A 24,324-nucleotide genomic window follows, 5' to 3' on the forward strand; every position below is an offset into this window, starting at 1 on the left:
CTCGATCGTCGTGGGCAGCTCTCCGGCCTCGGTGAAGAGGTCGGCGAGGGACTGCGAGGCCACGATGATCTCGTCGGTCACCGGACCGACGTCGGACTTCTTGTTCTCGGTCACCACGGTGGTGGTGCTCTCCGGCAGGCCGGACTCCTCGGCCCAGGCCTTGCCCCACGCCTCGTGGTTGTCCACGGCCCAGGCGAACCCCTGGCGGACCCGATCGACGAAGTCGACGATCATCTCCCGGGTGTCGGTCTCCTCGAGCGACTTGCTCGAGGCGATCTCGAACTGCAGGCCGTTGTCGTCAGGAGCGCCACCGGCGATCTCCACGGCGTCGGCCTCCTGGATGGCCTGGGTCACGAACGGGTCCCACACCACCCAGGCGTCCACCGCACCGGAGGTGAAGGCGGCGAGCCCGTCGGCCGGGGCGAGGTAGTTGGCCTCGATGTCGTCGAGCCCGAGGCCGGCCCGGTTGAGCGCCTTGATCAACATGCCGTGCGAGGAGGTGCCACGGCCGACGGCGACCTTCTTGCCCTTCAGGTCCTCCACACTCTTGATGTCGGAGCCCTCGGGCACCAGGACGGAGTCGGAGTGGGAGTCGCGCTCCACGACCGCGGCGACGATCTTGAAGTCCGCGTCGGCCGCGGCGCCGAAGATCGGCGGGGTGCTGCCGACCCACGCCACGTCGATCTGGTCCGCGGAGGCTGCCTCCACGATCGGCGGACCGGCGGTGAACTCGGACCACTCGATCTCGTAGGGCAGGTCCTCCAGCAGCTCGGCCTGCTTGAGGATCGCGCGGATGCCGTCCTTCTGGACGCCGACCCGCAGGACGGGCTTGCCGCTGTCGGAGGAGGCCGCGTCCCCGTCGCCGCCGCAGGCGGCGAGCGTGGTCGCGAGGGCGAGGGCGCCGAGCGGCGCGAGGCTGCGTCGGACCCGTCCGGGTCGGGTGCTGGTGCTGGTCATCGCGTTGCTCCTGAGTGGTGTGTGGACATGGGTTCAGTGGCGCCGTCGCCGGTGACCCCGAGCAGCGACAGGAGCGCGACGCGGCGCGAGACCACCTCGGGGTCCTCGCGCCGGCGAGGGCGCGGCAGGTCCAGGCGCTCGTCGTGCACCAGGTGCCCCTCGGCGATGACCAGGACCCGGTCCGCGAGCAGCAGGGCCTCCTCGACGTCGTGGGTGACCAGCAGCACCGCCGGGCCGTGGCTCTGCCACAGGTCCTGCACCAGCTGCTGGGCCGAGATCCGGGTGAGGGCGTCCAGCGCGCTGAACGGCTCGTCGAGAAGCAGCAGGTCGGGCTCCCGGACCAGGGCCCGGGCCAGGGCCACCCGCTGCCGCTGGCCGCCGGAGAGCTCGCGGGGCCAGGCGTCCTCGCGGCCGGCGAGCCCGACCTCGGCCAGCATGGCCCGCCCGTGTCCCTCGGGGTCCTCGCCGCGGTGACCGAGGATCACGTTCTCCAGGGCGTGGCGCCAGGGCAGCAGCCGCGGGTCCTGGAAGACGACCGCGGGCTCGCGACCGGTGCGCACCTCCCCGGTGGCGCCCTGGTCGAGACCGGCGAGCACCCGCAGCAGGGTGGACTTGCCCGAGCCCGAGTGCCCCAGCAGCGCCAGGAACTCGCCGGGCTGGATCTCCAGGTCGACGCCAGCGAGCACCTCGTTGCCGCCGAAGCTGCGGCGTACGTCGCGCAGCCGGACGACCGGCTCCTGCCCGCTCATGCCGTCACCCCCTCGTCGCGCCAGCGCAGAGCTCGACGCTCCAGCACCCGCACCATGGCGTCGGTGATCAGGCCGAGGACGGCGTAGGCGAGCAGACCGACGACGATGACGTCGGTCTGCAGGAAGTCGCGCGCGTTGTTGATCAGGTAGCCCAGGCCGGCCCCGGCGTTGATCTGCTCGGCCACGATGAGGGCGAGCCAGGCGACCCCGAGCGACTGCCGCAGGCCCACCAGGGCCCCGGGCAGCACAGCAGGGAGCATGACGTGACGCACCCGCTCGACGGTGGAGAGCCGCAGCGAGGTGGCCAGCTCCAGCAGCTCCGGGTCCACGCTGCGCAGCGCTGCGACCAGGTTGAGGTAGAGCGGAATGACGACACCGAGCGCCACCAGGTAGATCTTGGGCTCTTCCTTGATGCCGAACCAGACGATGAACAGCGGCACCAGGCCGAAGAGCGGGATGGTCCGCACCATCTGCATCAGCGGGTCGACCAGCGCGTCGCCGATGCGGCTCAGGCCGGTGATGACTCCCAGCACCACGGCCGCCACGGCGCCGATCAGGAAGCCCAGGGAGGCACGCTGCAGGGAGACCAGCACGGCCTCGGTGAGCTTGCCGCTCTCGGTCAGCTCCCAGGCGGTGACGGCCAGGTCAGCAGGCGAGGCCAGCGTCTTGGGGTCCAGCAGCCCGGTCGAGGAGGCGACCTGCCACAGCACCACCAGCGCGAGGGGGCTCACCCAGCGCAGGGCCGCGGCCCGCAGCCCCGCCGAGCGGGCACCGCCGGCGCGGCCTCGCGTGGCAGCCCCGGCGAGCCCGGTGGACTGCGGGTCCGACCCCAGCACCACCCCCGCGGCCGGGGCGGTGCGCACTCCTGCGCGCTCCAAGGACGTCGAGGTTTGGCTCATGCCCTAGATATTAGACTAATTTACTGGACTTACTCTTCTGTGTCCCGCGTGTCGGACGTCACAACCCGCACAGGGCCTTGCCGTAGCAGCGCGACAGGTCACCACCCGCGTAGTAGCCGTAGCCGGCGATGGGCACGTAGCCGCCCGACTCGTACAACGCGATGGCCTCCGGCTGCCGGCCCCCGGTCTCCAGGATCATCCTCGCCACGCCGGCCTCCCGGGCGCTCTCCTCCAGCCGGGCCAGCATCAGCCGGGCCAGGCCGCGCTGACGGTGCTCCGCCGCGACGTACATCCGCTTGATCTCCGCGCACGGTCCCGGCTCCATCCCCTCCGGCACGGCGTGCCAGCGCCAGGCTCCGGTGGCCACCGCCTCGGGACCGAGGTAGCCCACGAAGAACGCGCCGCGCCCCTCCGCGAACTCGCCCGCGTCGATGGGCGCCTCGTCGGGACCTCCGTAGCGCACCACGTACTCAGCCTGGACCTGCGCGACCAGGCGGACCGCGTCCGGATGGTCGAACGCGCGACGCTCGATGTGCGGCGTGCAACCGGCCGTTCCGGCGGCGCGTTCGGGGGTGCTCGTCACGTGACCTCATTTCGTCGTACCCGCCTGGACGGTGCCAGAATAGGCGGCGGCCCGAGGGCCGCTGACAGCGTCGTCAGGCCTCCCGCTCGCCAACCGAAAGGAAGCCCTGGTGACCGTCACCGCCGACGCCCTCCAGATCCCCGCCGACCTCCTCCCCGCGGACGGTCGCTTCGGAGCAGGGCCCTCCAAGATCCAGCCCAGCCACGTCGCCGCCCTGGCGGCCACCGGCACCTCGCTGCTGGGCACCTCGCACCGACAGGCCCCGGTCCGCGACACCGTCGCGCGGGTGCGCGAGGGACTGGCCGCGCTGTTCGACCTGCCTGCGGGCTACGAGGTGGTGCTCGGCAACGGCGGGGCGACCGCGTTCTGGGACATCGCCGCCTTCGGCCTGGTGCGCCACAAGAGCCAGCACCTGTCCTTCGGCGAGTTCTCCGCCAAGTTCGCCTCCTCCACCAAGGCCGCACCCTGGCTGGCCGACCCCTCGGTGATCGCCGCCGAGCCGGGCTCGCGGCCCGAGGCCGTCGCCGAGGACGGCGTCGACGCCTACGCCTGGGCGCACAACGAGACCTCCACCGCCGTGATGGCACCTGTCGCCCGCCCCGGCAGCATCGACGAGGACGCCCTGGTGCTGATCGACGCCACCTCGGGTGCCGGCGGCCTCCCGGTCGACCTGAGCGAGGTCGACACCTACTACTTCGCGCCGCAGAAGTGCTTCGCCTCCGACGGCGGCCTGTGGCTCGCGATCATGTCGCCCCGGGCGCTGGACCGCGCCGCGGAGATCGCCGGCAGCGACCGCTACATCCCGCCGTTCTTCGACCTGCCCACCGCGATCGACAACTCGACCAAGAACCAGACCTACAACACCCCGTCGGTGGCCACCCTGTTCCTGATGGCCGAGCAGCTGGACTGGATGAACGCCCAGGGCGGCCTCGCCGCCATGGTGGCGCGGACCACCGCCTCCTCCGACGTGCTCTACGGCTGGGCCGAGAAGACCTCCTACACCACGCCGTACGTCGCGAACCCGGACCACCGGTCCCTGGTGATCGGCACCATCGACTTCGAGGAGTCCATCGACGCCGCGCAGATCGCTGCGGTGCTGCGGGCCAACGGGGTCGTGGACACCGAGCCCTACCGCAAGCTGGGCCGCAACCAGCTGCGGATCGCGATGTACCCGGCGATCGACCCCGCCGACGTCGAGCGGCTGACCGGCTGCATCGACTACGTGGTCGAGCACCTCTGACTGGGTGTTCCTAGTCAGCCGGGCGCCCGCTGACGTCGATGTGCGGATGTGCGTGCAGCCACCTGCTGAGCAACGGGAGCACGGCACGCAGGTCGCCTCCGTCGGCTTCGGCGTGGGCGGCGGAGCGGGCTACCGAGGTGGCGTTGAAGGCGATGGCCAGACCGACCGCGGAGAAGAGCGGCAGGTCGGATCTGCTGTCACCGATGGCGGCGCAGCGAGCCGGGTCCACACCGAGCTCCGCGGCCACACCAAGTGCGAAGTCGCGCTTGCCCGTCTCATCGAAGTGCTCAGCGACCTCGCCGCTGTAGCAACCCTCGATCACCTCCAGGCGAGGGCCGCTGGCATGGCCGAAGCCGAAGCGCTCACACAGGTAGGTCCCGACCGGCTCCCAGGCCAGGGTGGCCAACACGGGCAGCAGGTCCTGCCGCCGGCACCAGGCAACGGTCTCGGCGATGCCATCGACCAGGGGTAGGGACTCCAGGAAGTCGCGCACGTGCGCCGGAGTGCGGCCGGCCCAGCCGCGGGCGTCGAGGACGGAGACTTCCCGGTTGCTCAGGGTCCCGGCGGCGTAGCCAGCCTCCGCCTCGCGGACGACATCGGCATGACCCAGCAGGTCCGCCAGGTGCTGCCCACTGCTGGTCTGCGGGACCAGCGTCCCGTCGACATCGAAGAAGACCGCCCCACGCACCACACCAGAAGGCTACTGGCACCCGACCGCGCCCACGTCGAACACGCGAACGTCCAGGTCCCGGCCTAGCTCGCGTCGAGCCGGGTCCGGACCGCGTCGTACGTGCGCCTGCCGAAGGCCACCAGGCGGGCCTCCTCGACCCGCGTCGGGGTGGCCCGGAGCGTCTCGAGCGCCGCGTCGATCGCGTCGTCCAGCGGCCAGCCGTAGACGCCCGCGCTGACCAGCGGGAACGCCACGCTGCGCGCCCCGAGCTCGTCGGCGACCTCCAGCGCCCGGCGGTAGCAGGAGGTGAGCAGGGCGCGGTCGGTCTCACCCCGGGTGTAGTTGGGTCCCACCACGTGGATCACCCAGCGTGCCGGCAGCCTGCCCGCGGTGGTCCAGCCCGCGTCGCCGGTGGCCAGGCCGCGCGGGAAGCGGCGTACGCAGTCGGCCAGCACCTCCGGCCCGCCGGCGGCATGGATCGCGCCGTCCACCCCTCCCCCGCCGCGCATCGCCCGGTTGGCGGCGTTGACCACCGCGTCCACCTGCTGGGTGGTGATGTCACCCTGCACCACGGTCAGCTCCATGACTCCCCCTACTCCCCGGCGAGCAGCTCGAGCACCGCCCGCTCCAGCGCGTCCTGACGTTCGTCAGAGGTCGGATATGTGCGGCTGGCGGCCGCCCCGATGGTGCGGCCCTCCTCGTAGGCGTCCACGACCCGGGGGTCCACGTAGGAGGCCTTCGCCAGGGCCGGGGTGTTGCCCAGGAACTCCGAGACCTCGCGCATCGTCGCGGACACCGCTCGCTTGCGGGACGCCTTCGTGTGACCCGGCTCCGACGTCTGGGCCAGCGCTGCCGCGGCGATCACCGTGGCGTGCCAGGTCCGGAAGTCCTTCGCGGTCGCCTCGACCCCGGTGGTCTCGCGGATGTAGGAGTTGACCGTCGCGGAGTCCAGGGTGCGCCAGGTCCGGCCGTCCTTCCACGCCAGCAGCCGCGGCTCGCCCGGGGCGCGGCGGCGGCGCATCACCTCCAGCGCCTCCACCACCGCCGGGTCGTCGATCTCAATGCAGTGCTCCACACCGGACTTGCCCACGAAGCAGAAGACCAGCCGGTCCCCCTTGCGGCTCACGTGGCGCCGCTCCAGGGTGGTGAGGCCGAAGCTCCCGTTCTGGTCGGCGTACACGTCGTTGCCGATCCGGAAGTAGCCCAGGTCGAGCAGCCGGGTGGCGACGGCGCAGGCGCGGCTCAGCTCCATGCCCTCGGTGCCGAGGTCGGTGAGCACCTTCTCCCGGGCCCTCGACATCGCACGGCCGAAGTCGAGCACCCGGTCGAACTTCGCCGCGTCGCGGCGGGCCCGCCACTGCGGGTGGTAGAGGTATTGGCGGCGCCCGGCGTCGTCGGTGCCCACCGCCTGCAGGTGGCCGTGGGGGTACGGCGTGACCCAGACGTCGCGCCAGGCGGGCGGGATGACCAGGTCCCGCACCCGCCGCGCGTCGTCCTCGGACAGCCGCTCGCCGTCCTGGTCGAGGTAGACGAAGCCCTTCCCGGCGCGCCGGCGGCTCCAGCCAGGCTGGTCAGGAGCGGTGCGGCGCAGTCGTGGCATGGACACATCTTCACATCGCCGCGCAACAGTCCCGGGCCGAACCGGCGCGGGACAGCGCGGGATCAGCGCGGGCGGACCGCCCGGACCAGCAGCCCCGCGATCAGTACCGCGATGCCGGCGTTGAGCAGCCAGGCCCAGCCCGGCTCCGGTGCCTGCTCCGGCGTGCCGTCCTCCGGGCCGGGCGAGACGGGGGCTGACGGGGCGGCGGACGGGGCGGCGCGCGTCATGGCTGCGGTCACCGAGTCCGGCAGCGGCACCCGCAGCACGTCGGTGAACTGGCCCTCGGTGCCCACCAGCACCTCGCCGTCCGCGGTGACGGTGACGGCCTCACCCTGCTGCTGCCGCGGAAGGGGGATCTCGCCCACCAGCTCCAGGTCGGGGAACGTGTAGACGAAGGCGGAGGTGTAGTTGCGCAGGATCAGGTGCTCGCCGTCGGGGAAGAAGGCGCCGTCGGTGACCATGCCGGCCACCTGGCCCAGCGCCGTCAGCTCGTTGGGCGCGGCAGGATCCAGCTCACGCGGGGCGGCGTGCACCTGGCCGCCGAAGACGACCTTGCTGACCACCAGCAACCGGCCCGTGACCGGGTGCGCCAGCAGGGCCTCGGCGTCCCGCGGACCGTCGGGATAGGTCAGCTCGAACCGCGCCGGGGTCACCGCCCGCTCCCCCTCCCCCACCGGCACGCGCAGCACCTCGACCGAGGAGCGGCGGCCCCGGTTGTCCCCGATGTCGCCCACCCACACCTGGTCCGGGCCCGCGGGGGCGACCGCCTCCACGTCGGTCGGGTCACCGGACCAGGTGGTGACTCCGACGGTGTCCCCGGTCGCGACGTCGACGGTGAAGACCCGTCCGGTGTCGCCGCTGTCGTTGACGGTGGCCACCCGGCCCCCGGCCAGCGTCGCCAGCCCGGAGGACTCCACGACCTCGGGGTCGGTGTAGGCGAAGACCGCCTCCCCCCGGTCCGGGTCGTCGCCGAGCGCGCTGCCGAGGGAGAACGGGACGGCCAGGGCCACCGCGGCCAGCCAGCCGCCGGCCTCGGAGAGCGCGACCACGACGTCCCGCCTCAGTCCAGCAGCTCGGCCAGGCGGGGCCGGATCCCCCAGGTGGAGACGAGGTCGTCGTACTCCTTGCGCACGCCGCCGCCCTTGACCACCGCTCCGGTGCGCACCGCGCGGAGCAGGGTGTTGCGGGGCGTGTGCTCGCTCTCCACGAACTCCACCACGTCGACCCGGTAGCCGTGCAGCCGCAGGATCGAGGCGCGCAGCGCGTCGGTGAGGGTGTCGGCGAACCGCTCCCGCAGGATCCCGTGGCGGGTCAGCATCGCGTACGGCGCCGGGGTCGGGGTACGGCGCAGCTGGGCGGCCACGTCGTGGTGGCAGCACGGCGCGGCGAGCACCAGCGACGCCTGCCACTGCACGGCGCGGGCCAGCGCCTCGTCGGTCGCGGTGTCGCAGGCGTGCAGGGCCAGCACCACGTCGGGCGGCTCGGGCAGGGTGGCCTCGGCGATGCTGCCCACCACGAACGAGGCGTCGATGCCGAGCTCGCTCGCCACCCGGGAGTTGTGCTCGGCCGACTGCTGCTTCACGTCCACCCCCGTGACGTGCACGGGCAGGCCGCGCACGTGGGTCAGGTAGCGCTGCGCCGCGAACGTCAGGTAGGCGTTGCCGCACCCCAGGTCCACCACCCGCAGCGGGTCCGCCTCGGTCGGCTTGCGCAGGTGCCCCTTGCTCCGCGCCTCGGTGAGGGAGGCGTCCAGCAGCCGGAGGAACTCCTCCACCTGACGGTACTTCGCCTGCCGGGACGGCTTGACGCGCCCCTCGGCGGTGGAGATGCCCAGACTGATCAGCACCGGGTCGTCCTCGGCGAGCATCCGGGACTTGTCCCGGTCGTGCCCGCGCTCCACCTCGACCTCCTCGGCCCGCGCGGTGGTGTGCACCATCGCCTCGAGCTTCTTCGTCACCCGGACCTGGTGCTGCTCGGTGGTGGTCTCCACGTGCCAGTGTGCGAACGGCTCGTCGAGCAGGTCGTCCACGGCCTCGCGGGCGGGACTGGGCTGCCCCACCTCGCCGAGGGCGTAGTTGGAGGTGTGCGCCTGCGTCTCGTCATACGCCGTGACCTGGAGGTGGCGACCCGCCTTGAGGTCCACGTAGCGCAGCTCGACGCGCTTCCAGCGGGGGTGCTGCCCCTTCTGGCGGCCCGAGGCGACGGCCCGGACCAGCACGTCGGGGTCCAGGATCAGGGTGCGCATCCGCATCAGCGCGCGGAGCAGTGGTTCGGCAGCCATCAGCGGAGCCTCACTTGACCAGGGCGGCGACGAGCACGATCAGGATCAGACCCCCGAGCGCCAGCGGGATCACGAGGCGGCGGTGATGGGGGTTCATGACACCGATGCTAGTCCGCGGTGACGCGCCGCCCCACATCCGCCAGCGCGCCCGCGAGCAGCTCGGCGAGGTGCACGGCGTGCACGTCGGCGAGGTCGTCGAGCTGGTGCCGGCAGGAGAGGCCGTCGGCCAGCACCACCGCGCCCGGGTTGGCCCGGACCGCGGGCAGCAGCTGCAGCTCGGCGACGGCGACCGAGACCTCGTAGTGGCCCGCCTCCATGCCGAAGTTGCCGGCCAGGCCGCAGCAGCCACCGACCCGGGTGACGTGGGCACCGGCCTTCGCCAGGAGCCGGGCGTCGGCCTCCCAGCCCAGCACCGACGCGTGGTGGCAGTGCGGCTGGGCCACGATCTCCACCCCGCTCAGGTCGGGCGGGGTCCAGTCCAGCTGGTCGAGCAGCTCGGCGAGGGTCTTGATTCCCGAGGCCACCGTCTCGGCGCGCGGGTCGTCGGTCAGCTGCACCGCGTCCGAGCGCAGCGTCGCCAGGCAGGACGGCTCCAGGCCGATCACCGGCGTACCGGAGGCCACGTACGGCTCCAGCACGGCGACCGTCTTCTCGATGGTGGAGCGGGCGTGCTCCAGCTGGCCGGTGGAGATCCAGGTGAGTCCGCAGCACGCGTCGGAGGGAATCAGCTCCGCCCGCAGCCCGGCGGCGGCCAGCAGGTCGATGGCCGCCTTGGCCGAGGAGGGCCGGAAGTGGTCGGTGAAGGTGTCGGCCCAGATCCACACGTCCGGGGCGCTGGCTGCGTGCTGCTTGCGTGAGCGCCCCAGCAGCGACTGCGCGCTGCGGGGGGCCACCGAGGGCAGGGAGCGTCGGGCGTCCATCCCGGCCACCTTGCTGGCCAGTCGGGTCACGGGCCCGGTGCCCATCGCCTTGTCGAGCCAGCCACGGCCGAAGGAGCCGGGCGCCAGCCGGACCAGCGCGGGCAGCCAGCCGAGCGTGTAGTGACTGCGGGGCCGCCGGCGCCCCTGGTAGGTCTGGTGCAGCGCCTCGGACTTGTAGGTGGCCATGTCGACGCCGGTGGGGCAGTCCCGGGCGCAGCCCTTGCAGGACAGGCAGAGGTCCAGCGCGTCGTGCACCGCGGGGTCGGCCAGCCCGTGCACCAGGGTGCCGTCCAGCGCCTCCTGCAGGGTCCGGGCCCGGCCGCGGGTGGAGTCCTTCTCGTCCCGGGTGGCCTGCCAGGACGGGCACATCACGCCGGCGGCGGAGCCGGCACCGGGCACGGTGACGCACTTGCCGACGCCGGTGCAGCGGTGCACCGCGGCGCCCATCGAGGTGTCCTCGACGAACCGCAGCAGGGTCGGCACCTGCGCGACCGGCCGGCCGGGACGCAGGTCGGCGTCCAGCGGCGCGGGGTCGACCAGCACCCCGGGGTTGAGCACCCCGTCGGGGTCGCAGATCGCCTTGGCCGCGCCGAAGAGCCGCATCGACTCCGCGTCGTACATCCGCGACAGCAGCTCGGAGCGGGCCCGCCCGTCCCCGTGCTCGCCGGAGAGCGAGCCGCCGTGGGCGACGACCCGGTCGGTGGCGGCCTCGAGGAACTCGCGGAAGACCTTGCGCCCGGTCTCCCCCTCGTGGAAGGGGAAGTCGATGCGCACGTGCACGCAGCCGTCGCCGAAGTGGCCGTAGGGCACGCCCTGGAGGTCGAACTCGGTGAGCAGCTCGTCGAAGTCGCGCAGCCAGGCGCCCAGCCTGGCTGGGGGCACGGCGGCGTCCTCCCACCCCGAGTACGCCGGCCGGCTCAGGCTGCGGGCCGCCAGCCCGGCACCGTCCTCGCGGATCCGCCACAGCGCGGTCGCGGCGGAGGGGTCGGCCACCTCGAGCCGCTCCAGCTCGCCGGCGTCGGACAGCCGGCCCTCGCCGGTGACCTCCACGAAGAGCCACCCGGCCCCGCGGGGCAGGTCGGGCACCGAGGAGCCGGCGGCGCGGACCAGGTCGACGATCCGGGCGTCGAGGCCCTCGCAGGCGACCAGGCCCAGGCCCTGTGCGGGCGCGGAGTCCAGGATGCCGGGGACGGCGTCGGCGGCTTCGGCCATCGAGGGGTAGCCGAGCACGAAGAGCCGGCGCGGCTCCTCGGCGACCAGCCGCACCGTCGCGCCGAGGACCAGCGCCAGCGTGCCCTCCGAGCCGACCAGGAAGCGGCCGACGTCGCGGCGCTCGGGCAGCAGGTGCTCCATCGAGTAGCCGCTGACCTGACGCGTGAACTGGCCGAACTTGGTGCGCACGTGACCCAGGGAGCCGTCGACCAGGGTGGCGAGCTCGGCGGCCACCCGGTCCTGGGCGGGGGTGCCGCTGCGCAGCGAGGCGGTGCTGCCGTCCCCGTAGGCGACGTCGAGGCCCACCACGTTGTCGCTGGTGCGCCCGTAGCCCAGGGCCCGGGAGCCGCAGGCGTTGTTGCCGATCATCCCGCCGATCGTGCAGCGGGTGTGCGTGGAGGGGTCGGGCCCGAAACGCAGCGCGTGCGGCGCGGCCACCTGCTGGAGCGCGGCGTGCACCACGCCCGGGTCGACGCGCGCGGTGCGGGCCTCGGCGTCGATCTCGTGGACCCGATTGAGGTGGCGCGAGGTGTCCACCACGATCCCGGGGCCCACCGCGTTGCCGGCGATCGAGGTGCCGGCGCCGCGCATGGTGAGGCCGACGCCGGTCTCCCGGGCCACCCCGAGGGCAGCCACGATCTCGTCGGGGTGCCGGGGCCGGACCACGACCTGGGGCACCACGCGGTAGAGGGAGGCGTCGGAGGAGTAGACGGCGCGGGTGACGTCGGCGTCCGAGACGTCGGTGAGCCCCGCGCGGCCCAGGGCGGCGAGCAGTCCGCCGGTCGACTCAGGCATCGGCACTCCGCACGGTCAGCACACCGACATTGTGCCAGCCGTCCGTGGCCGCCCCGGACCCGACGGCCGTCGCGGACGCCCGCCTCACCACAGCTCGAGGGACTCCCGGAACACCTCGGCCAGGTCCGCCTCGCCGACCGCCTTGGGCGCGGTGGCCAGCAGCCGCTGCTGGGCCAGCGCACCGGCCACCAACTCCTCGACGTCGGCTGCGCCGTAGCCCACCGCGGCCAGCCCGTTGGGGATGCCGATGTCGTGCATCAGGGTCCGCAGCACCGACGGCAGCGCGTCGGGTCCCTCGGTCCTGCCGGTCGGGTCCAGCATCCGCGCGGCGGCCAGGTGGCGGTCCGGGTCGGCGTCGAAGGTGAAGGCGAAGGCGGCCGGCGCGGTCAGCGCCACCGCCATCCCGTGCGGCACGATCGGCTCCGCCCCCGGGTAGCCCTCGGGGTGGAAGTCACGCACCCGCCCGGCGATCGGGTAGGCACAGGCGTGCGGGATGTGCACCCCGGCGTTGCCGAAGCCCAGTCCGGCGAACGTCGCCGCGAGCGCCATCTGCTCCCGGGCGTGCGGGTCCCCGCCGTCGCGCACGGCGTCGCGGAACGACCCGGCGAGCAGCGTGAGCGCCTTGCTGGCCCACATGTCCGCCACCGGGTTGGCCCCGCAGTAGGGCACCCGCTGCTCGGGCGCCTTGGCCTCGAAGTCGGCGTACCAGCGGGCGGTCCAGCTCTCCAGGGCGTGGCACAGGATGTCCATCCCGGCGGCCGCGGTGACCGCGGCGGGCTGGGTCATCGTCAGGTCCGGGTCCACCACGGCGAGCCGGGGGCGCAGCGCGGGGTGGCTGATCCCGGTCTTGACCTGCAGCGCCAGCACGTCGAGGACGCAGATGGTCGTGGACTCCGACCCGGTGCCGGTGGTGGTGGGCACGGCCACCAGCGGCAGCAGGGGCTGCTCGGGCGCGCGCGCCTTGCCGATGGGAGCGTTGAGGTAGTCCATCAGCTCGCCGGGGTTGGTGGTGAGCAGGTTGACCGCCTTGGCGGTGTCGATGCTGGAGCCACCGCCCACGGCCACGATCGCGTCGAAGGGTCCGGCATCCCGGGCGGAGGCGATGGCGTGCTCCAGCGAGGCGTCCGTGGGCTCCACGTGCACCTGGTCGTAGGTGGTGACGTCGAACCCCGCGGCGCCCAGCCGCTCCGCGATCCGGGCCGGGTGGCCGGTGGCGGCCACGCCGGCGTCGGTGACCAGCAGCACCCGCCGAGCGCCGTACTGACCCAGGTCGTGGGCCAGCTCGGCAGACGCTCCCCTGCCGAACTTCAACGCGGGCGCTGCGTAGGTGAAGACCTGCTCGGTCACGACGTTCCCTTCCGTGGTGCACTCAGTCGAACTGGGACGCGGCCCGGGCCGCGAGCAAAGCGTGCCGCACCACGTCCAGAACCTCCACCGTCCCGTCCTCGATCTGTGCGAGCGGCACAAAGGCAGCGGCGTCCGTGGTGCCGTCGGTCTCCGCGACCCGGGGCTCGGCGCCGGGGTCCACCTCGGCCCGGAATACCAGGTGCACCCCGTGGAAGTCCTCGAAGCGCCCACGGGGGGCGGTCCCGGAGAAGTGCACGTCGTGCACCGTGAGCAGCGGCCCGACGGTGCACTCCACCCCGCACTCCTCGGCGACCTCGCGCACCAGCGCCGAGACCGGCGGCTCACCGTGGTCCACCCCGCCGCCGGGCAGGGTCCAGGTGCCGGCGTGGAAGCCGCGCGCCGAGATCCGGGTGAGCAGCACCTCGTCCCCGTTCTGCAGCGGGGTGGAGACGGGCCGACGGGTGATCAGGGCGTACGCCGCGAGCCGCTGCAGCCTCACCGGCCGGAGGTCCCGCAGCGCCTCGGTGACCATCGGGACCACGGGGAGCGCACCGGACTCCACGTCGGCGACGGAGTGCCAGGCGGCCTCGACGGTCGACCCGTCGACCTCCTGCACCTCCGGGACCGGCGAGTCAGGAGGCACCCAGCCCTCGTAGACGATCCGGATGGCGTGTGCGTCCACCACGCGCCCCTCCCGGCGCACGCCGGGCATGTGGGCGGAGTAGACGTGCGCGGTCTCGCTCACGGTGGCTGCCAGCCCGGTCTCCTCCATCACCTCGCGCACCACGGCCAGCCGTGGCTCCTCGCCGTGGTCCAGCCCGCCACCGGGCAGCGTCCACAGCTCGTGCGGGGAGACCCGCTCGGCCAGCCGGCTCAGCAGGATCTCCTCCACCGCACCCTCGAGCCGGCGCCTGATCACGGCGTACGCCGCCACCCGCTGGTGCAGGGGCAGGGGTCCTCGCGGCGTCATGCCCCCAACCTAGGCGATCGGGCCGAGCCGCGCGGATGATCGATATGGTGGCTGGATGCCTGGACGTCGGGACCCGTGGTTGGACAACGCGAAGGCGATCCTGGTCATCCTCGTCGTGGTCGGGCACGCCATCGTGCTGCTGCCCTACGGCGATCCGAAGTCCCGGGTCTACGACTTCCTCTACTACTTCCACATCCCGGCGTTCGTGCTGGTCTCGGGCTACCTCTCGCGCAAGTTCGCCTGGACTCCGCGCCACCTCACCGCCCTGGTCACCACCCTGGTGGTGCCCTACGTGATCTTCGAGTGGTTGATGGCCGCCTTCCGGGTCTACGTCGTCGGCCAGCCCAGCAGCATGGAGGTGCTGCAGCCGTTGTGGCTAAACCCGCACTGGCCGATGTGGTACCTGGTGGCGCTGGTGCTGTGGCGCCTGGCGACGCCGCTGCTGGTCCGGCACTGGCTGATGGTGCCGGCGGCGGTGGCCGTCAGCCTGGCCGCCGGCGAGGTGGATCTGGAGCTCTTCGACCTCAACCGGGTCCTGGGCCTGCTGCCGTTCTTCGTCATCGGGCTGCACCTGCCCCGCCGCGGCCTGGAGCTGCTGCAGGCCCGCTGGACCGGGCTCGTCGGCCTCGCCGTGCTGGCCGGCATCTGGTGGCTGACCACGCGCACCGACGACCACTGGAGCACCCAGTGGCTCTACTACCGCTCCTCCTACGACACGCTCGGGGTGTCGTTGCGCGAGGGCGCCGAGATCCGCGCCCAGCTCATCCTCGTCGGGCTCGCCGGCACCGCGGCGGTGCTGACGCTGGTGCCCCGGCGCCGCTCCCTGCTGACCGCGGTGGGCGCCTACACGATGGGCGTCTACCTGCTCCACGGCTTCGCGATCCGGTACGCCGAGGCTCAGGGCGTCAGCGACTGGCTGCCCGGCAACGGCTGGACCTCGGTGGCGATCACGGTCGCCGCCGCGGTGGCCCTGGCCCTGTTCCTCGGCTGGCCGCCGGTGGCGCGGCGGCTGCTGTGGCTGGTCGACCCGGTCAACCAGGTGCTGTCGCTGCGGAGGCGAGCTCGCCGGGGTCCGGCAGCCCCGGAGAACCGCTCGGCCCCCAGCTCGGGCTGAGCGCGGAGCGCGGCAGCTGGTCCAGGGCCAGCGCCTCCTCGCGGTCGGGGGCGTGCCCGCCCAGGTGGGCGGGGTGCCAGGGCGCGTGCTCACCGGCTCGAGGCTGGTGGTGGGGCAGCTCCTGGAGACCCTCCAGGAGCTCGGTCAGGCGCCGGCCCAGCTCGATGGTGCCGGCGACCGGGTCCGCGTCGGCACCCAACGTGATCGGCTCGCCGAAGCAGAGGTCGATCCGCCGACCCCGGGTCAGGTCGGGGCCGGGCTCCACCCCGTCGACCGGGCGTCCCACGGAGTAGATCCGCTGGGAGCCCCACAGCGCGGTCGGCACGATCACCGCGCCCGTCTCGCGGGCCAGCGCCGCGGTCCCCCGCATCAGCGAGCGCACCGTGAAGGAGTAGGAGATGCCGGCCTCCGGGAAGATCCCCACCACCTCACCCGCGCGCAACAGCCGACGTGCCCTCAGGTACGCCGCCGCCGGAGCGTCGCGGTCGACCGGGATGTGGCCCATCCGGTCCATCGGACCAGCCAGGCCCGGCGTCTGCCAGACGTCGTGCCGGGACAGGAAGCGGGGGAGGCGGCCTCGGTCTCGCGCCGCCAGGCAGATGGGCAGCGAGTCGAGGTAGGAGACGTGGGTCGCGGCCAGGATCACCGGTCCCGTGGTCGGGACGTGCTCCAGGCCGCGCGTCTCGAGGGTCACGTCGAGGGCCCGGAGCGCGAGCCGCCCGAGCCCGAGCGCGGTGCGGTACCACCCCTCGTCCACGAGCGTCAGGGTAGTGCCGGAGCGGCGTCCGGTCCGGCGGTCAGGAGAACGGGGGGCGGGCGTCCCGGGCCAGCGAGCGCCGTCCCGCCCAGCGCCACAGCCTGGCGGCGCGGTCCCGGTCCTCCTCGGTGACCAGGTTGCCCATCCACCTCAGGGCCAGGGTCATCAGCCAGTCCGAGCGCATGCCGGCCGGGCCGAGCGCGGCGACCACCTTCGGCACCGTGGCGATCCCGGCCAGCCGCCGGGCGATCGAGAAGGACTCGCCGTAGTGCTCGCGCAGCAGGGCGGGCCAGGCCTCGTGCAGGTCGTGGCCACCGGCGATGGTGTCGACCACCAGGCGGCCGGTCTCCAGCCCGTAGTCGATGCCCTCGCCGTTGAGCGGGTTGACGCAGGCCGCGGCGTCACCGATCAGCGCCCAGTTGCGGCCGGCCACGTTGCTCACCGCCCCACCCATCGGGAGCAGCGCCGAGGCCTGGTCCCGCAGCTCGCCGGAGAGCTCGAACTCCTCGCGGCGCTGCTCGCCGTAGAAGCGCATCAGGGGCTTGACCGCGATGTCGGCGGGGCGCTTGGCGGTGGCCAGGGTGCCCACCCCCAGGTTCACGGTGCCGTTGCCGAGGGGGAAGATCCAGCCGTAGCCCGAAAGCACCTGGCCCTGCTCGTCGCGCAGCTCCAGGTGGGAGGAGATCCAGGGGTCCTCGGAGCGGCCCGAGGCGACGTAGGAGCGCCCGGCGACGCCGTAAACGGTGTCGCGGTGCCACTCACGGCCCAGCATCTTGCCCAGGGGCGAGCGCACGCCGTCGGCGACCACGAGCCAGCGGCAGCGCACCTCGACGCGCTCGCCGCCGCGCTCCAGGACCACCGAGGTCACCGTGTCCCCGTGGCGCACCACGTCGACCGCGCGGGCGCCGTCGACGGCGGTCGCGCCGGACTTGATGGCGACGGTGCGCAGGTGGTCGTCCAGCTCGGTGCGCGCCACCGCTGAACCCCAGGAGGGCAGGGAGCCTCCCGGCACCTCCCACGGCAGGTGGAGGGTCTGGCCGAACCCGTGCGCGCGCAGCCCCTGGCTCACGGTGTGGGCGCGCAGCCAGTCCTCCAGGCCGAGGCGCTGCAGCTCGCCGATGGCGCGGGGGGTGAGCCCGTCGCCACAGGTCTTGTCGCGCGGGAACACCGCGGCGTCCACGAGCAGGGTCTCGAAGCCGGAGCGAGCCGCCCAGGAGGCGGCCGCGGAACCGGCGGGACCGGCACCGACGACGAGCACGTCGGTCTGGTCGGGGATCGGGTCGGGCACGGTCGGAATCCTCTCAGGAGCGTGGTTGCGGCCCAAACCCAGCACCTGGAGCGCACGGGGGCTCGACAGCAGCCGGAGTGAGGCGGCAGGTTGGGGGGCTCGCGAATCGTCGAACTCGGAGGTCACGATGAAGCACCGGCGCAGCACTCGGCGCACCGCCGCCACCACGCTCTCCCTCGGACTGTGCACCGCCGTGTGCACCACGCTGGCCGCGCCGGCCCCGGCGGCCCCGGCCCCGGCCCCGGCGGCCCAGGGTCCCCGCACCGACACCAAGGTGCCCACCGCGGTGGGGCGCGGCGGCGCGGTCAGCACCGTCGACCCGGAGGCGACCCGCGCCGGGCTGCAGGTGCTGGAGGACGGCGGCAACGCGGTGGACGCGGCGGTGGCCGCCGCGGCGACCCTGGGCGTGACCGAGCCCTACAGCGCCGGGATCGGCGGGGGCGGCTACTTCGTGCTTTACGACGCGGAGTCCGGCAAGGTGCGCACCATCGACGGCCGCGAGACGGCGCCGGCCAAGATGCGCCGCGACGCCTTCATCGACCCCGCCACCGGCAAGCCGTGGAACTTCGCCCCGGAGCTGGTCACCAGCGGGGTGAGCGTCGGCGTGCCGGGCACGCTGGCCACCTGGGACAAGGCGCTGCGCACGTGGGGCACGTGGTCCCTGGACGAGGCGCTGGCACCGGCCACCAAGGTCGCCCAGCGCGGCTTCGTCGTGGACGAGACCTTCCACAACCAGACGGCCGAGAACGCGGTCCGCTTCGCCGCGATCAAGGCCAGCAAGCGGCTCTGGCTGCCGGGCGGCTCGGCGCCCCGGGTCGGCTCGGTCTTCCGCAACCGCGACCTGGCCGCGACGTACCGCCAGATCGCCCGGGACGGCGTCTCGGCGTTCTACGAGGGGAAGATGGCCGGCGAGATCGTCCGCGCCGTCCGCGACCCCGACAAGACCCGGAGCACCGAGCTGCCGGTGCCGGCGGGCCGGATGACCCGCCAGGACCTCAAGGGCTACGAGGTGGCGCTCCAGCGGCCGACCCGAGTCGACTACCGCGGGTACGACGTCTACGGCATGGCCCCGTCCTCCTCCGGTGGCTCCACCGTCGGTGAGGCGCTCAACATCCTCGAGCGCTACGACCTGAGGTCGATGTCTGTCACCGACGCGCTGCACCACTACCTGGAGGCCAGCTCGCTGGCCTTCGCCGACCGCGGCAAGTACGTCGGCGACCCGGCGTACGTCGACGTCCCGCTCAAGGACCTGCTCAGCGACACCTTCGCCGCCGAGCGCGCCTGCGCGATCAAGCCCGGCGTGGCACTGCCCAAGCCCACGGCTGCCGGCAACACGGCCAGCTACGACGGCAGCTGCAGCACGCCGGCGGCGCGCGGCGAGGCCGACGCGGACACCGAGAACCTCTCCACCACCAACCTGACGGTGGCCGACCGCTGGGGCAACGTCGTGGAGTACACCCTCACGATCGAGCAGACCGGTGGCTCCGGGATCACCGTGCCGGGACGCGGCTTCCTGCTCAACAACGAGCTCACCGACTTCTCAGTCGTCTACGACGCGAGCGACCCCAACCGGATCCAGCCGGGCAAGCGGCCCCGCTCGTCGATGTCACCCACGATCGTGCTCAAGGACGGCCGTCCGTTCCTGGCGCTCGGCTCCCCCGGCGGCTCCACGATCATCACCACGGTGCTGCAGATGCTGGTCAACCGGATCGACCTGGGCATGAGCATCGAGCAGGCGATCGCCGCGCCCCGGGTCTCGCCGCGCAACGGCGCCGAGACGGTCGCCGAGCCGGCGTTCATCACCGCCTACGGAGCCGCGCTCTCCGGCTACGGCCACAAGCTGGTCGCGGCGGCCCCGCCGTCGTACCCGCAGAGCGAGCTCGGTGCCGCCACCGCCATCGAGCTCTCCGGCGCCAGGCGACTGACCGCGGTCTCCGAGCCGACCCGTCGCGGCGGCGGTGCGGCCGGGGTGGTGACGCCGCGGCGCTGAGCCGCAGGGGCTCAGACTCGGATCGCTGCCGGGATCCCGTCGCTGAAGACCTCGGGCTCCGGCGGCAGCGACTCCGAAAGGCCCAGCGCGTGCCTGGCCGCGCTCCAGGCCGCGGCGCAGGCATCGAGCAGGTCGTCGGCGGCATATCCCGGCCCCGCCGCCACCCGGGGCAGGGGGAAGCCCACGCTGCTCAGCGCCGCGCACCGGGCCTGCTCGCCCTCGGGCGTCCGCTTCCCGGCCAGCAGCGGCGCCCCGGTCATCCGGGCGAAGCAGAGCTCGGGGTGCACCTCGATCACCGGCACCCGGCGCCCCGCGGGCGCGCGCCGGGCGGCGCGCAGGTAGCCGTCGACGTCGAGCACCCGCTCCCGCAGCCCGTAGGACTGCGCGCCGGCTCCCAGCCCCCCGGAGGTGGCGGCCAAGTTCGCCTCCCGGGCCTCGGCGTAGGTCCCCGCCTGGTACGCCGCCCGGGTCAGGGTGGTGAACACCGAGCTGGCCTTGCCGGGCAGGGCGCCCCGGGCCAGCACGTCGGCCTGGCGTCGCCCGGAGTCGGGCAGCCCGATCGGGATGTCGACCGCGACCACGGCCACCTCGGCAGCCTCACGGGCCATCTCGACCAGGCCGGCCAGGGTCGGGGAGACCAGCACCCGGCACCGGCCCTGCGCCACCAGGGCGCCCACCCAGCCGCCCTTGCCGGCATCCACCCCGAGCACCGGCGGGGCGTCGACGAACCACGACGCGACCCGGGTCACAGATCCCTGCTGCTCCAGCGCCTGCACCGCGCGCAGCGCGTCGCCCACGTCCAGTCCGTGCTGCTCCCCCAACGCCGCCAGGCGCGAGACGAGGTCGGCGATCTCGCGGGCGAGCGGAGGGGTGTTGGCGGACTCCATACCGGTCATGGTGTCACGCCGCGCCAGTCCGCAAATGGCACGAGGGCCGGACCCCGCGTGATGCGGGATCCGGCCCTCGCCGGTGACTCTGGGGTGACCCGAGGTCAGTTCTGGTAGGAACCGAAGTCGAAGTCGTCCAGCGCGACGGCCTGGCCGGTGCCCTGGCCGAAGTCGTAGTCGTAGGAGTCGTAGCCGGTGACGGAGTACGCCGCGGCGCGGGCCTCCTCGGTCGGCTCCACCCGGATGTTGCGGTAGCGCTCCAGACCGGTACCGGCCGGGATCAGCTTTCCGATGATCACGTTCTCCTTCAGACCCAGCAGCGAGTCCGAGCGACCGTGGATGGCCGCGTCGGTGAGCACCCGGGTGGTCTCCTGGAAGGAGGCCGCCGAGAGCCACGACTCGGTCGCCAGCGAGGCCTTGGTGATGCCCATGAGCTCGGCACGACCCGAGGCCGGCACGCCGCCCTCGGAGACCACACGACGGTTCTCCTCCTCGAAGCGGGACCGGTCGACCAGGTCCGACGGGAGCAGGTTGGTCTCACCGGACTCGATGACCGTCACGCGACGGAGCATCTGGCGCACGATGATCTCGATGTGCTTGTCGTGGATCGACACGCCCTGGCTGCGGTACACCTGCTGGACCTCGTCGACGAGGTGCTGCTGCGCCTTGCGGATACCGAGGATGCGTAGCACCTCCTTCGGGTCCGGCGTACCGACGGTCAGCTGCTGGCCGACCTCGATGTGCTGGCCGTCGGCCACCGAGAGGCGGGACCTCTTGGAGACCGGGTACTCGACCGGCTCGGAGCCGTCGTCGGGGGTGACGATGACCTTGCGGGCCTTGTCGGTCTCCTCGATCTCCACGCGGCCGGCGGCCTCGGAGATCGGCGAGAGACCCTTGGGCTGACGTGCCTCGAAGAGCTCGACCACGCGGGGCAGACCCTGGGTGATGTCGTCCGCGGAGGCCACACCACCGGTGTGGAAGGTACGCATGGTCAGCTGCGTGCCGGGCTCACCGATGGACTGGGCGGCGATGATGCCGACCGCCTCACCGATGTCGACCAGCAGGCCGGTGGCCAGCGAGCGGCCGTAGCACTTGGCGCAGGTCCCGGTCTTGGCGTCGCAGGTCAGCACGGAGCGGACCTTGACGGTCTCGATCCCGGCAGCCACGAGCTCGCCGATCTTGACGTCACCCAGGTCCTCACCGGCGACGGCGAGGATCTCCCCGGTCTCGGGGTGGGCGATCTCGGTCGCCGCCGAACGGGCGTACGCCGCGGTCTCGGCGTTCTCGTGCTTGACGACCGTCCCGTCCTCGCGACGCTCACCGATCTGCTTGGGCAGACCACGCTCGGTGCCGCAGTCCTCCTCGCGGATGATGACGTCCTGCGACACGTCGACCAGACGACGGGTCAGGTAGCCCGAGTCGGCCGTGCGCAGTGCGGTGTCGGCCAGACCCTTGCGGGCACCGTGGGTGGAGATGAAGTACTCCAGCACCGACAGGCCCTCGCGGAAGTTGGCCTTGATCGGGCGCGGGATGATCTCGCCCTTCGGGTTGGCCACCAGACCACGCATGGCGGCGACCTGACGGATCTGCATCATGTTTCCCGATGCGCCCGAGTCGACCATCATGTAGATGGGGTTGCGACGGTCGAAGTTCGCCTCCATCGCCTTGGCGACCTCGTTGGAGGCCTGCGTCCAGATCTCGATGAGCTCCTGGCGGCGCTCCTCGTCGGTGACCAGTCCACGCTCGAACTGCTTCTGCACCTTCTCCGCCTGGGCCTCGTAGCCCGACAGGATGGCCTTCTTGTCGTCCGGCGTGGTGACGTCGTCGATGGAGACCGTGACACCCGAGCGGGTCGCCCAGTGGAAGCCGGCGTCCTTCAGGGCGTCCAGGGACGCAGCGACCTCGACCTTGGTGTAGCGCTCGGCCAGGTCGTTGACGATCGCGCCCAGCGCCTTCTTGCCCACTTCGTAGTTCACGAAGGGGTAGTCGGCCGGCAGGGTGTCGTTGAACAGCGTGCGACCCAGCGTGGTGTCCAGGGTCAGCGAGCGCCCGGTCTCCCAGTCGCCGGCCGACTCGTGGTCCAGCGGCGGCACGACGTCGGAGAGACGGATCTTGACCTTGCTCTGCAGGGTGATCTCGCCCCGGTCCAGGGCCATGATGGCCTCGGCCGGCGAGGAGAACGCCCGGCCCTCGCCGAGCTCGCCGTCACGGTCGGTGGTGAGGAAGAACAGCCCGATGATCATGTCCTGGGTAGGCATGGTGACCGGTCGGCCGTCCGACGGCTTGAGGATGTTGTTGGTCGAGAGCATCAGGATCCGCGCCTCGGCCTGGGCCTCGGCCGACAGCGGCAGGTGCACCGCCATCTGGTCACCGTCGAAGTCGGCGTTGAACGCCGTGCAGACGAGCGGGTGGATCTGGATGGCCTTGCCCTCGATCAGCTGGGGCTCGAAGGCCTGGATGCCGAGTCGGTGCAGGGTGGGCGCACGGTTGAGCAGCACGGGGTGCTCGGTGATGACCTCTTCGAGGACGTCCCACACGACCGGCCGCGCCCGCTCCACCATCCGCTTGGCGGACTTGATGTTCTGGGCGTGGGACAGGTCGACCAGGCGCTTCATCACGAACGGCTTGAAGAGCTCCAGCGCCATCTGCTTGGGCAGACCGCACTGGTGCAGCTTCAGCTGCGGACCCGACACGATGACCGAACGGCCCGAGTAGTCCACGCGCTTGCCGAGCAGGTTCTGGCGGAAGCGACCCTGCTTGCCCTTGAGCATGTCCGAGAGCGACTTCAGCGGCCGGTTGCCCGGGCCGGTGACGGGGCGACCACGACGGCCGTTGTCGAACAGCGAGTCGACGGCCTCCTGGAGCATCCGCTTCTCGTTGTTGACGATGATCTCGGGGGCGCCGAGGTCAAGCAGCCGCTTGAGGCGGTTGTTCCGGTTGATCACCCGGCGGTACAGGTCGTTGAGGTCGGAGGTCGCGAAGCGGCCCCCGTCCAGCTGCACCATCGGACGCAGGTCCGGCGGGATGACGGGAACGGCGTCGAGCACCATGCCGATGGGCTGGTTGCCCGTCTTGCGGAAGGCGTCGACGACCTTGAGGCGCTTGAGCGCACGGACCTTGCGCTGGCCCTTGCCGTTGGCGATGGTGTCGCGGAGCGACTCCACCTCACCCTCGATGTCGAAGTCCTGGAGGCGCTTCTGGATCGCCGTGGCGCCCATGTAGCCCTCGAAGTACTTGCCGAACCAGTTCTTCATCTCGCGGTACAGGATCTCGTCGCCGAGCAGGTCCTGGACCTTGAGCGACTTGAACGTGCTCCAGATCTCCTCGAGACGAGCGAGCTCGTTCTCCGAGCGCTTGCGGATGGCGGCCATCTCGCGCTCGGCGCCGTCCTTGACCTTGCGGCGCTGGTCGGCCTTGGCACCCTCGGCCTCCAGGGCCTCCAGGTCCTCCTCGAACTTCTTGGCACGCTCCTCGATCATCGAGTCGCGGCGCTTCTCCAGCCGCTCGCGCTCCAGACCGATCTTGTTCTCCAGGGTGGACATGTCCTTGTGACGGGCGTCCTCGTCCACCGAGGTGATCATGTAGGCGGCGAAGTAGATGACCTTCTCCAGGTCCTTCGGCGCCAGGTCGAGCAGGTAGCCCAGTCGCGACGGGACACCCTTGAAGTACCAGATGTGGGTGACCGGAGCGGCGAGCTCGATGTGGCCCATGCGCTCGCGGCGCACCTTGGAGCGGGTCACCTCGACACCGCAGCGCTCGCAGATGATGCCCTTGAAGCGGACACGCTTGTACTTGCCGCAGTAGCACTCCCAGTCCCGGGTGGGACCGAAGATCTTCTCGCAGAAGAGGCCGTCACGCTCGGGCTTGAGCGTGCGGTAGTTGATGGTCTCCGGCTTCTTGACCTCACCGTGGCTCCACGTGCGGATGTCATCCGCGGTGGCCAGGCCGATCCGAAGCTGGTCGAAGAAGTTCACGTCGAGCACGTTGGCTTCAATTCCTTCGTTTGGTGTCGCTGTTGAATCAAGACGGGACTGAGGGGGACGGCGCGCCCTCGCGGGCGCGCCA

General features: G+C 72.3%; 19 protein-coding genes. 3 read left to right on the forward strand and 16 right to left on the reverse strand.

Going from position 1 to position 24,324, the window contains the following annotated elements; all coding sequences use genetic code 11:
- The 4 genes from C5H89_RS02875 to C5H89_RS02890 all read right to left on the reverse strand — a co-directional run.
- On the reverse strand, window positions 1–957 hold a 957-nt coding region (locus C5H89_RS02875), incomplete at its 3' end, for an ABC transporter substrate-binding protein (protein WP_104105578.1).
- Entirely contained in the window at window positions 954–1,706 is a 753-nt protein-coding gene (locus tag C5H89_RS02880; RefSeq protein ID WP_104105579.1) for an ABC transporter ATP-binding protein, read from the reverse strand. The genes C5H89_RS02875 and C5H89_RS02880, both read right to left, overlap by 4 nt.
- Complete coding sequence (locus tag C5H89_RS02885; protein ID WP_104105580.1) at window positions 1,703–2,605, reverse strand: ABC transporter permease; 903 nt, start codon at window positions 2,603–2,605, stop codon at window positions 1,703–1,705. Before C5H89_RS02885 ends, C5H89_RS02880 begins: the two co-directional genes overlap by 4 nt.
- 58 nt (window positions 2,606–2,663) lie before the next feature.
- A complete protein-coding gene (locus C5H89_RS02890) occupies window positions 2,664–3,188 on the reverse strand; it encodes a GNAT family N-acetyltransferase (protein WP_240181660.1) in 525 nt (174 codons plus the stop codon).
- A 109-nt stretch (window positions 3,189–3,297) separates the two neighbouring features.
- Here C5H89_RS02890 and serC point away from each other — a divergent pair, with 109 nt between their 5' ends.
- Window positions 3,298–4,428: a phosphoserine transaminase gene (gene serC, locus C5H89_RS02895; protein WP_104105581.1), complete on the forward strand. Its 1,131-nt coding sequence runs from the start codon at window positions 3,298–3,300 to the stop codon at window positions 4,426–4,428.
- A gap of 10 nt (window positions 4,429–4,438) precedes the next feature.
- On the opposite strand, the gene C5H89_RS02900 is transcribed toward serC, so the two are convergent.
- The 8 genes from C5H89_RS02900 to C5H89_RS02935 all read right to left on the reverse strand — a co-directional run bounded on the left by C5H89_RS02900 (window position 4,439) and on the right by C5H89_RS02935 (window position 14,223).
- The gene (locus C5H89_RS02900; RefSeq protein WP_104105582.1) at window positions 4,439–5,119 is read right to left on the reverse strand and encodes a haloacid dehalogenase-like hydrolase; all 681 of its coding nucleotides are present in this window, start codon (window positions 5,117–5,119) and stop codon (window positions 4,439–4,441) included.
- A 62-nt stretch (window positions 5,120–5,181) separates the two neighbouring features.
- Complete coding sequence (locus tag C5H89_RS02905) at window positions 5,182–5,682, reverse strand: O-acetyl-ADP-ribose deacetylase (protein ID WP_104105583.1); 501 nt, start codon at window positions 5,680–5,682, stop codon at window positions 5,182–5,184.
- An 8-nt stretch (window positions 5,683–5,690) separates the two neighbouring features.
- A complete protein-coding gene (locus C5H89_RS02910; RefSeq protein ID WP_104105746.1) occupies window positions 5,691–6,698 on the reverse strand; it encodes a DNA topoisomerase IB in 1,008 nt (335 codons plus the stop codon).
- Between the two features lie 62 nt (window positions 6,699–6,760).
- On the reverse strand, window positions 6,761–7,747 hold the full coding sequence (locus C5H89_RS02915) for a hypothetical protein (RefSeq protein WP_104105584.1): 987 nt from the start codon (window positions 7,745–7,747) through the stop codon (window positions 6,761–6,763).
- Between the two features lie 11 nt (window positions 7,748–7,758).
- Window positions 7,759–8,979, reverse strand: a complete 1,221-nt coding sequence (locus C5H89_RS02920) for an SAM-dependent methyltransferase (protein ID WP_104105585.1) — start codon at window positions 8,977–8,979, stop codon at window positions 7,759–7,761.
- 107 nt (window positions 8,980–9,086) lie between these two features.
- Complete coding sequence (locus tag C5H89_RS02925) at window positions 9,087–11,906, reverse strand: FAD-binding and (Fe-S)-binding domain-containing protein (RefSeq protein ID WP_104105586.1); 2,820 nt, start codon at window positions 11,904–11,906, stop codon at window positions 9,087–9,089.
- Between the two features lie 84 nt (window positions 11,907–11,990).
- Window positions 11,991–13,253 (reverse strand): hydroxyacid-oxoacid transhydrogenase, encoded by a 1,263-nt coding sequence (locus C5H89_RS02930; RefSeq protein WP_104105587.1) that lies wholly within the window; start codon window positions 13,251–13,253, stop codon window positions 11,991–11,993.
- Window positions 13,254–13,275: 22 nt separating this feature from the next.
- Complete coding sequence (locus tag C5H89_RS02935) at window positions 13,276–14,223, reverse strand: NUDIX domain-containing protein (protein ID WP_104105588.1); 948 nt, start codon at window positions 14,221–14,223, stop codon at window positions 13,276–13,278.
- 55 nt (window positions 14,224–14,278) lie between these two features.
- Between C5H89_RS02935 and C5H89_RS02940 the strand changes: the two genes are divergently transcribed.
- On the forward strand, window positions 14,279–15,337 hold the full coding sequence (locus C5H89_RS02940) for an acyltransferase family protein (RefSeq protein WP_104105589.1): 1,059 nt from the start codon (window positions 14,279–14,281) through the stop codon (window positions 15,335–15,337).
- On the opposite strand, the gene C5H89_RS02945 is transcribed toward C5H89_RS02940, so the two are convergent.
- The gene (locus C5H89_RS02945; RefSeq protein WP_104105590.1) at window positions 15,255–16,094 is read right to left on the reverse strand and encodes a lysophospholipid acyltransferase family protein; all 840 of its coding nucleotides are present in this window, start codon (window positions 16,092–16,094) and stop codon (window positions 15,255–15,257) included. The two genes, C5H89_RS02940 and C5H89_RS02945, sit on opposite strands and share 83 nt — an antisense overlap.
- 40 nt (window positions 16,095–16,134) lie before the next feature.
- Window positions 16,135–17,382, reverse strand: coding sequence for a geranylgeranyl reductase family protein (locus tag C5H89_RS02950; protein ID WP_205304829.1), 1,248 nt, complete (start codon window positions 17,380–17,382; stop codon window positions 16,135–16,137).
- Between the two features lie 127 nt (window positions 17,383–17,509).
- Between C5H89_RS02950 and ggt the strand changes: the two genes are divergently transcribed.
- The gene (gene ggt, locus C5H89_RS02955; RefSeq protein ID WP_104105591.1) at window positions 17,510–19,372 is read left to right on the forward strand and encodes a gamma-glutamyltransferase; all 1,863 of its coding nucleotides are present in this window, start codon (window positions 17,510–17,512) and stop codon (window positions 19,370–19,372) included.
- Window positions 19,373–19,383: 11 nt separating this feature from the next.
- Here ggt and C5H89_RS02960 read toward each other — a convergent pair whose 3' ends face one another.
- Together C5H89_RS02960 and C5H89_RS02965 are read right to left on the reverse strand one after the other, a co-directional pair.
- Entirely contained in the window at window positions 19,384–20,259 is an 876-nt protein-coding gene (locus tag C5H89_RS02960) for a DUF429 domain-containing protein (RefSeq protein ID WP_162799183.1), read from the reverse strand.
- A gap of 104 nt (window positions 20,260–20,363) precedes the next feature.
- Window positions 20,364–24,242, reverse strand: coding sequence for a DNA-directed RNA polymerase subunit beta' (locus C5H89_RS02965; protein WP_104105593.1), 3,879 nt, complete (start codon window positions 24,240–24,242; stop codon window positions 20,364–20,366).
- Between the last annotated feature and the right edge of the window lie 82 nt (window positions 24,243–24,324).

It is taken from the genome of Nocardioides sp. 616 (genome assembly GCF_002930065.1).
Lineage (GTDB): Bacteria > Actinomycetota > Actinomycetes > Propionibacteriales > Nocardioidaceae > Nocardioides > Nocardioides houyundeii.

What these genes read in the sequence shown, in the direction of transcription:
- C5H89_RS02880 (WP_104105579.1), bottom strand. Translation starts at nt 1,706, where the DNA reads ATGAGCGGGCAGGAGCCGGTCGTCCGGCTGCGCGACGTACGCCGCAGC.
- C5H89_RS02885 (WP_104105580.1), bottom strand. Translation starts at nt 2,605, where the DNA reads ATGAGCCAAACCTCGACGTCCTTGGAGCGCGCAGGAGTGCGCACCGCC.
- C5H89_RS02905 (WP_104105583.1), bottom strand. Translation starts at nt 5,682, where the DNA reads ATGGAGCTGACCGTGGTGCAGGGTGACATCACCACCCAGCAGGTGGAC.
- C5H89_RS02910 (WP_104105746.1), bottom strand. Translation starts at nt 6,698, where the DNA reads ATGCCACGACTGCGCCGCACCGCTCCTGACCAGCCTGGCTGGAGCCGC.
- C5H89_RS02920 (WP_104105585.1), bottom strand. Translation starts at nt 8,979, where the DNA reads ATGGCTGCCGAACCACTGCTCCGCGCGCTGATGCGGATGCGCACCCTG.
- C5H89_RS02925 (WP_104105586.1), bottom strand. Translation starts at nt 11,906, where the DNA reads ATGCCTGAGTCGACCGGCGGACTGCTCGCCGCCCTGGGCCGCGCGGGG.
- C5H89_RS02935 (WP_104105588.1), bottom strand. Translation starts at nt 14,223, where the DNA reads ATGACGCCGCGAGGACCCCTGCCCCTGCACCAGCGGGTGGCGGCGTAC.
- C5H89_RS02940 (WP_104105589.1), top strand. Translation starts at nt 14,279, where the DNA reads ATGCCTGGACGTCGGGACCCGTGGTTGGACAACGCGAAGGCGATCCTG.
- ggt (WP_104105591.1), top strand. Translation starts at nt 17,510, where the DNA reads ATGAAGCACCGGCGCAGCACTCGGCGCACCGCCGCCACCACGCTCTCC.
- C5H89_RS02960 (WP_162799183.1), bottom strand. Translation starts at nt 20,259, where the DNA reads ATGGAGTCCGCCAACACCCCTCCGCTCGCCCGCGAGATCGCCGACCTC.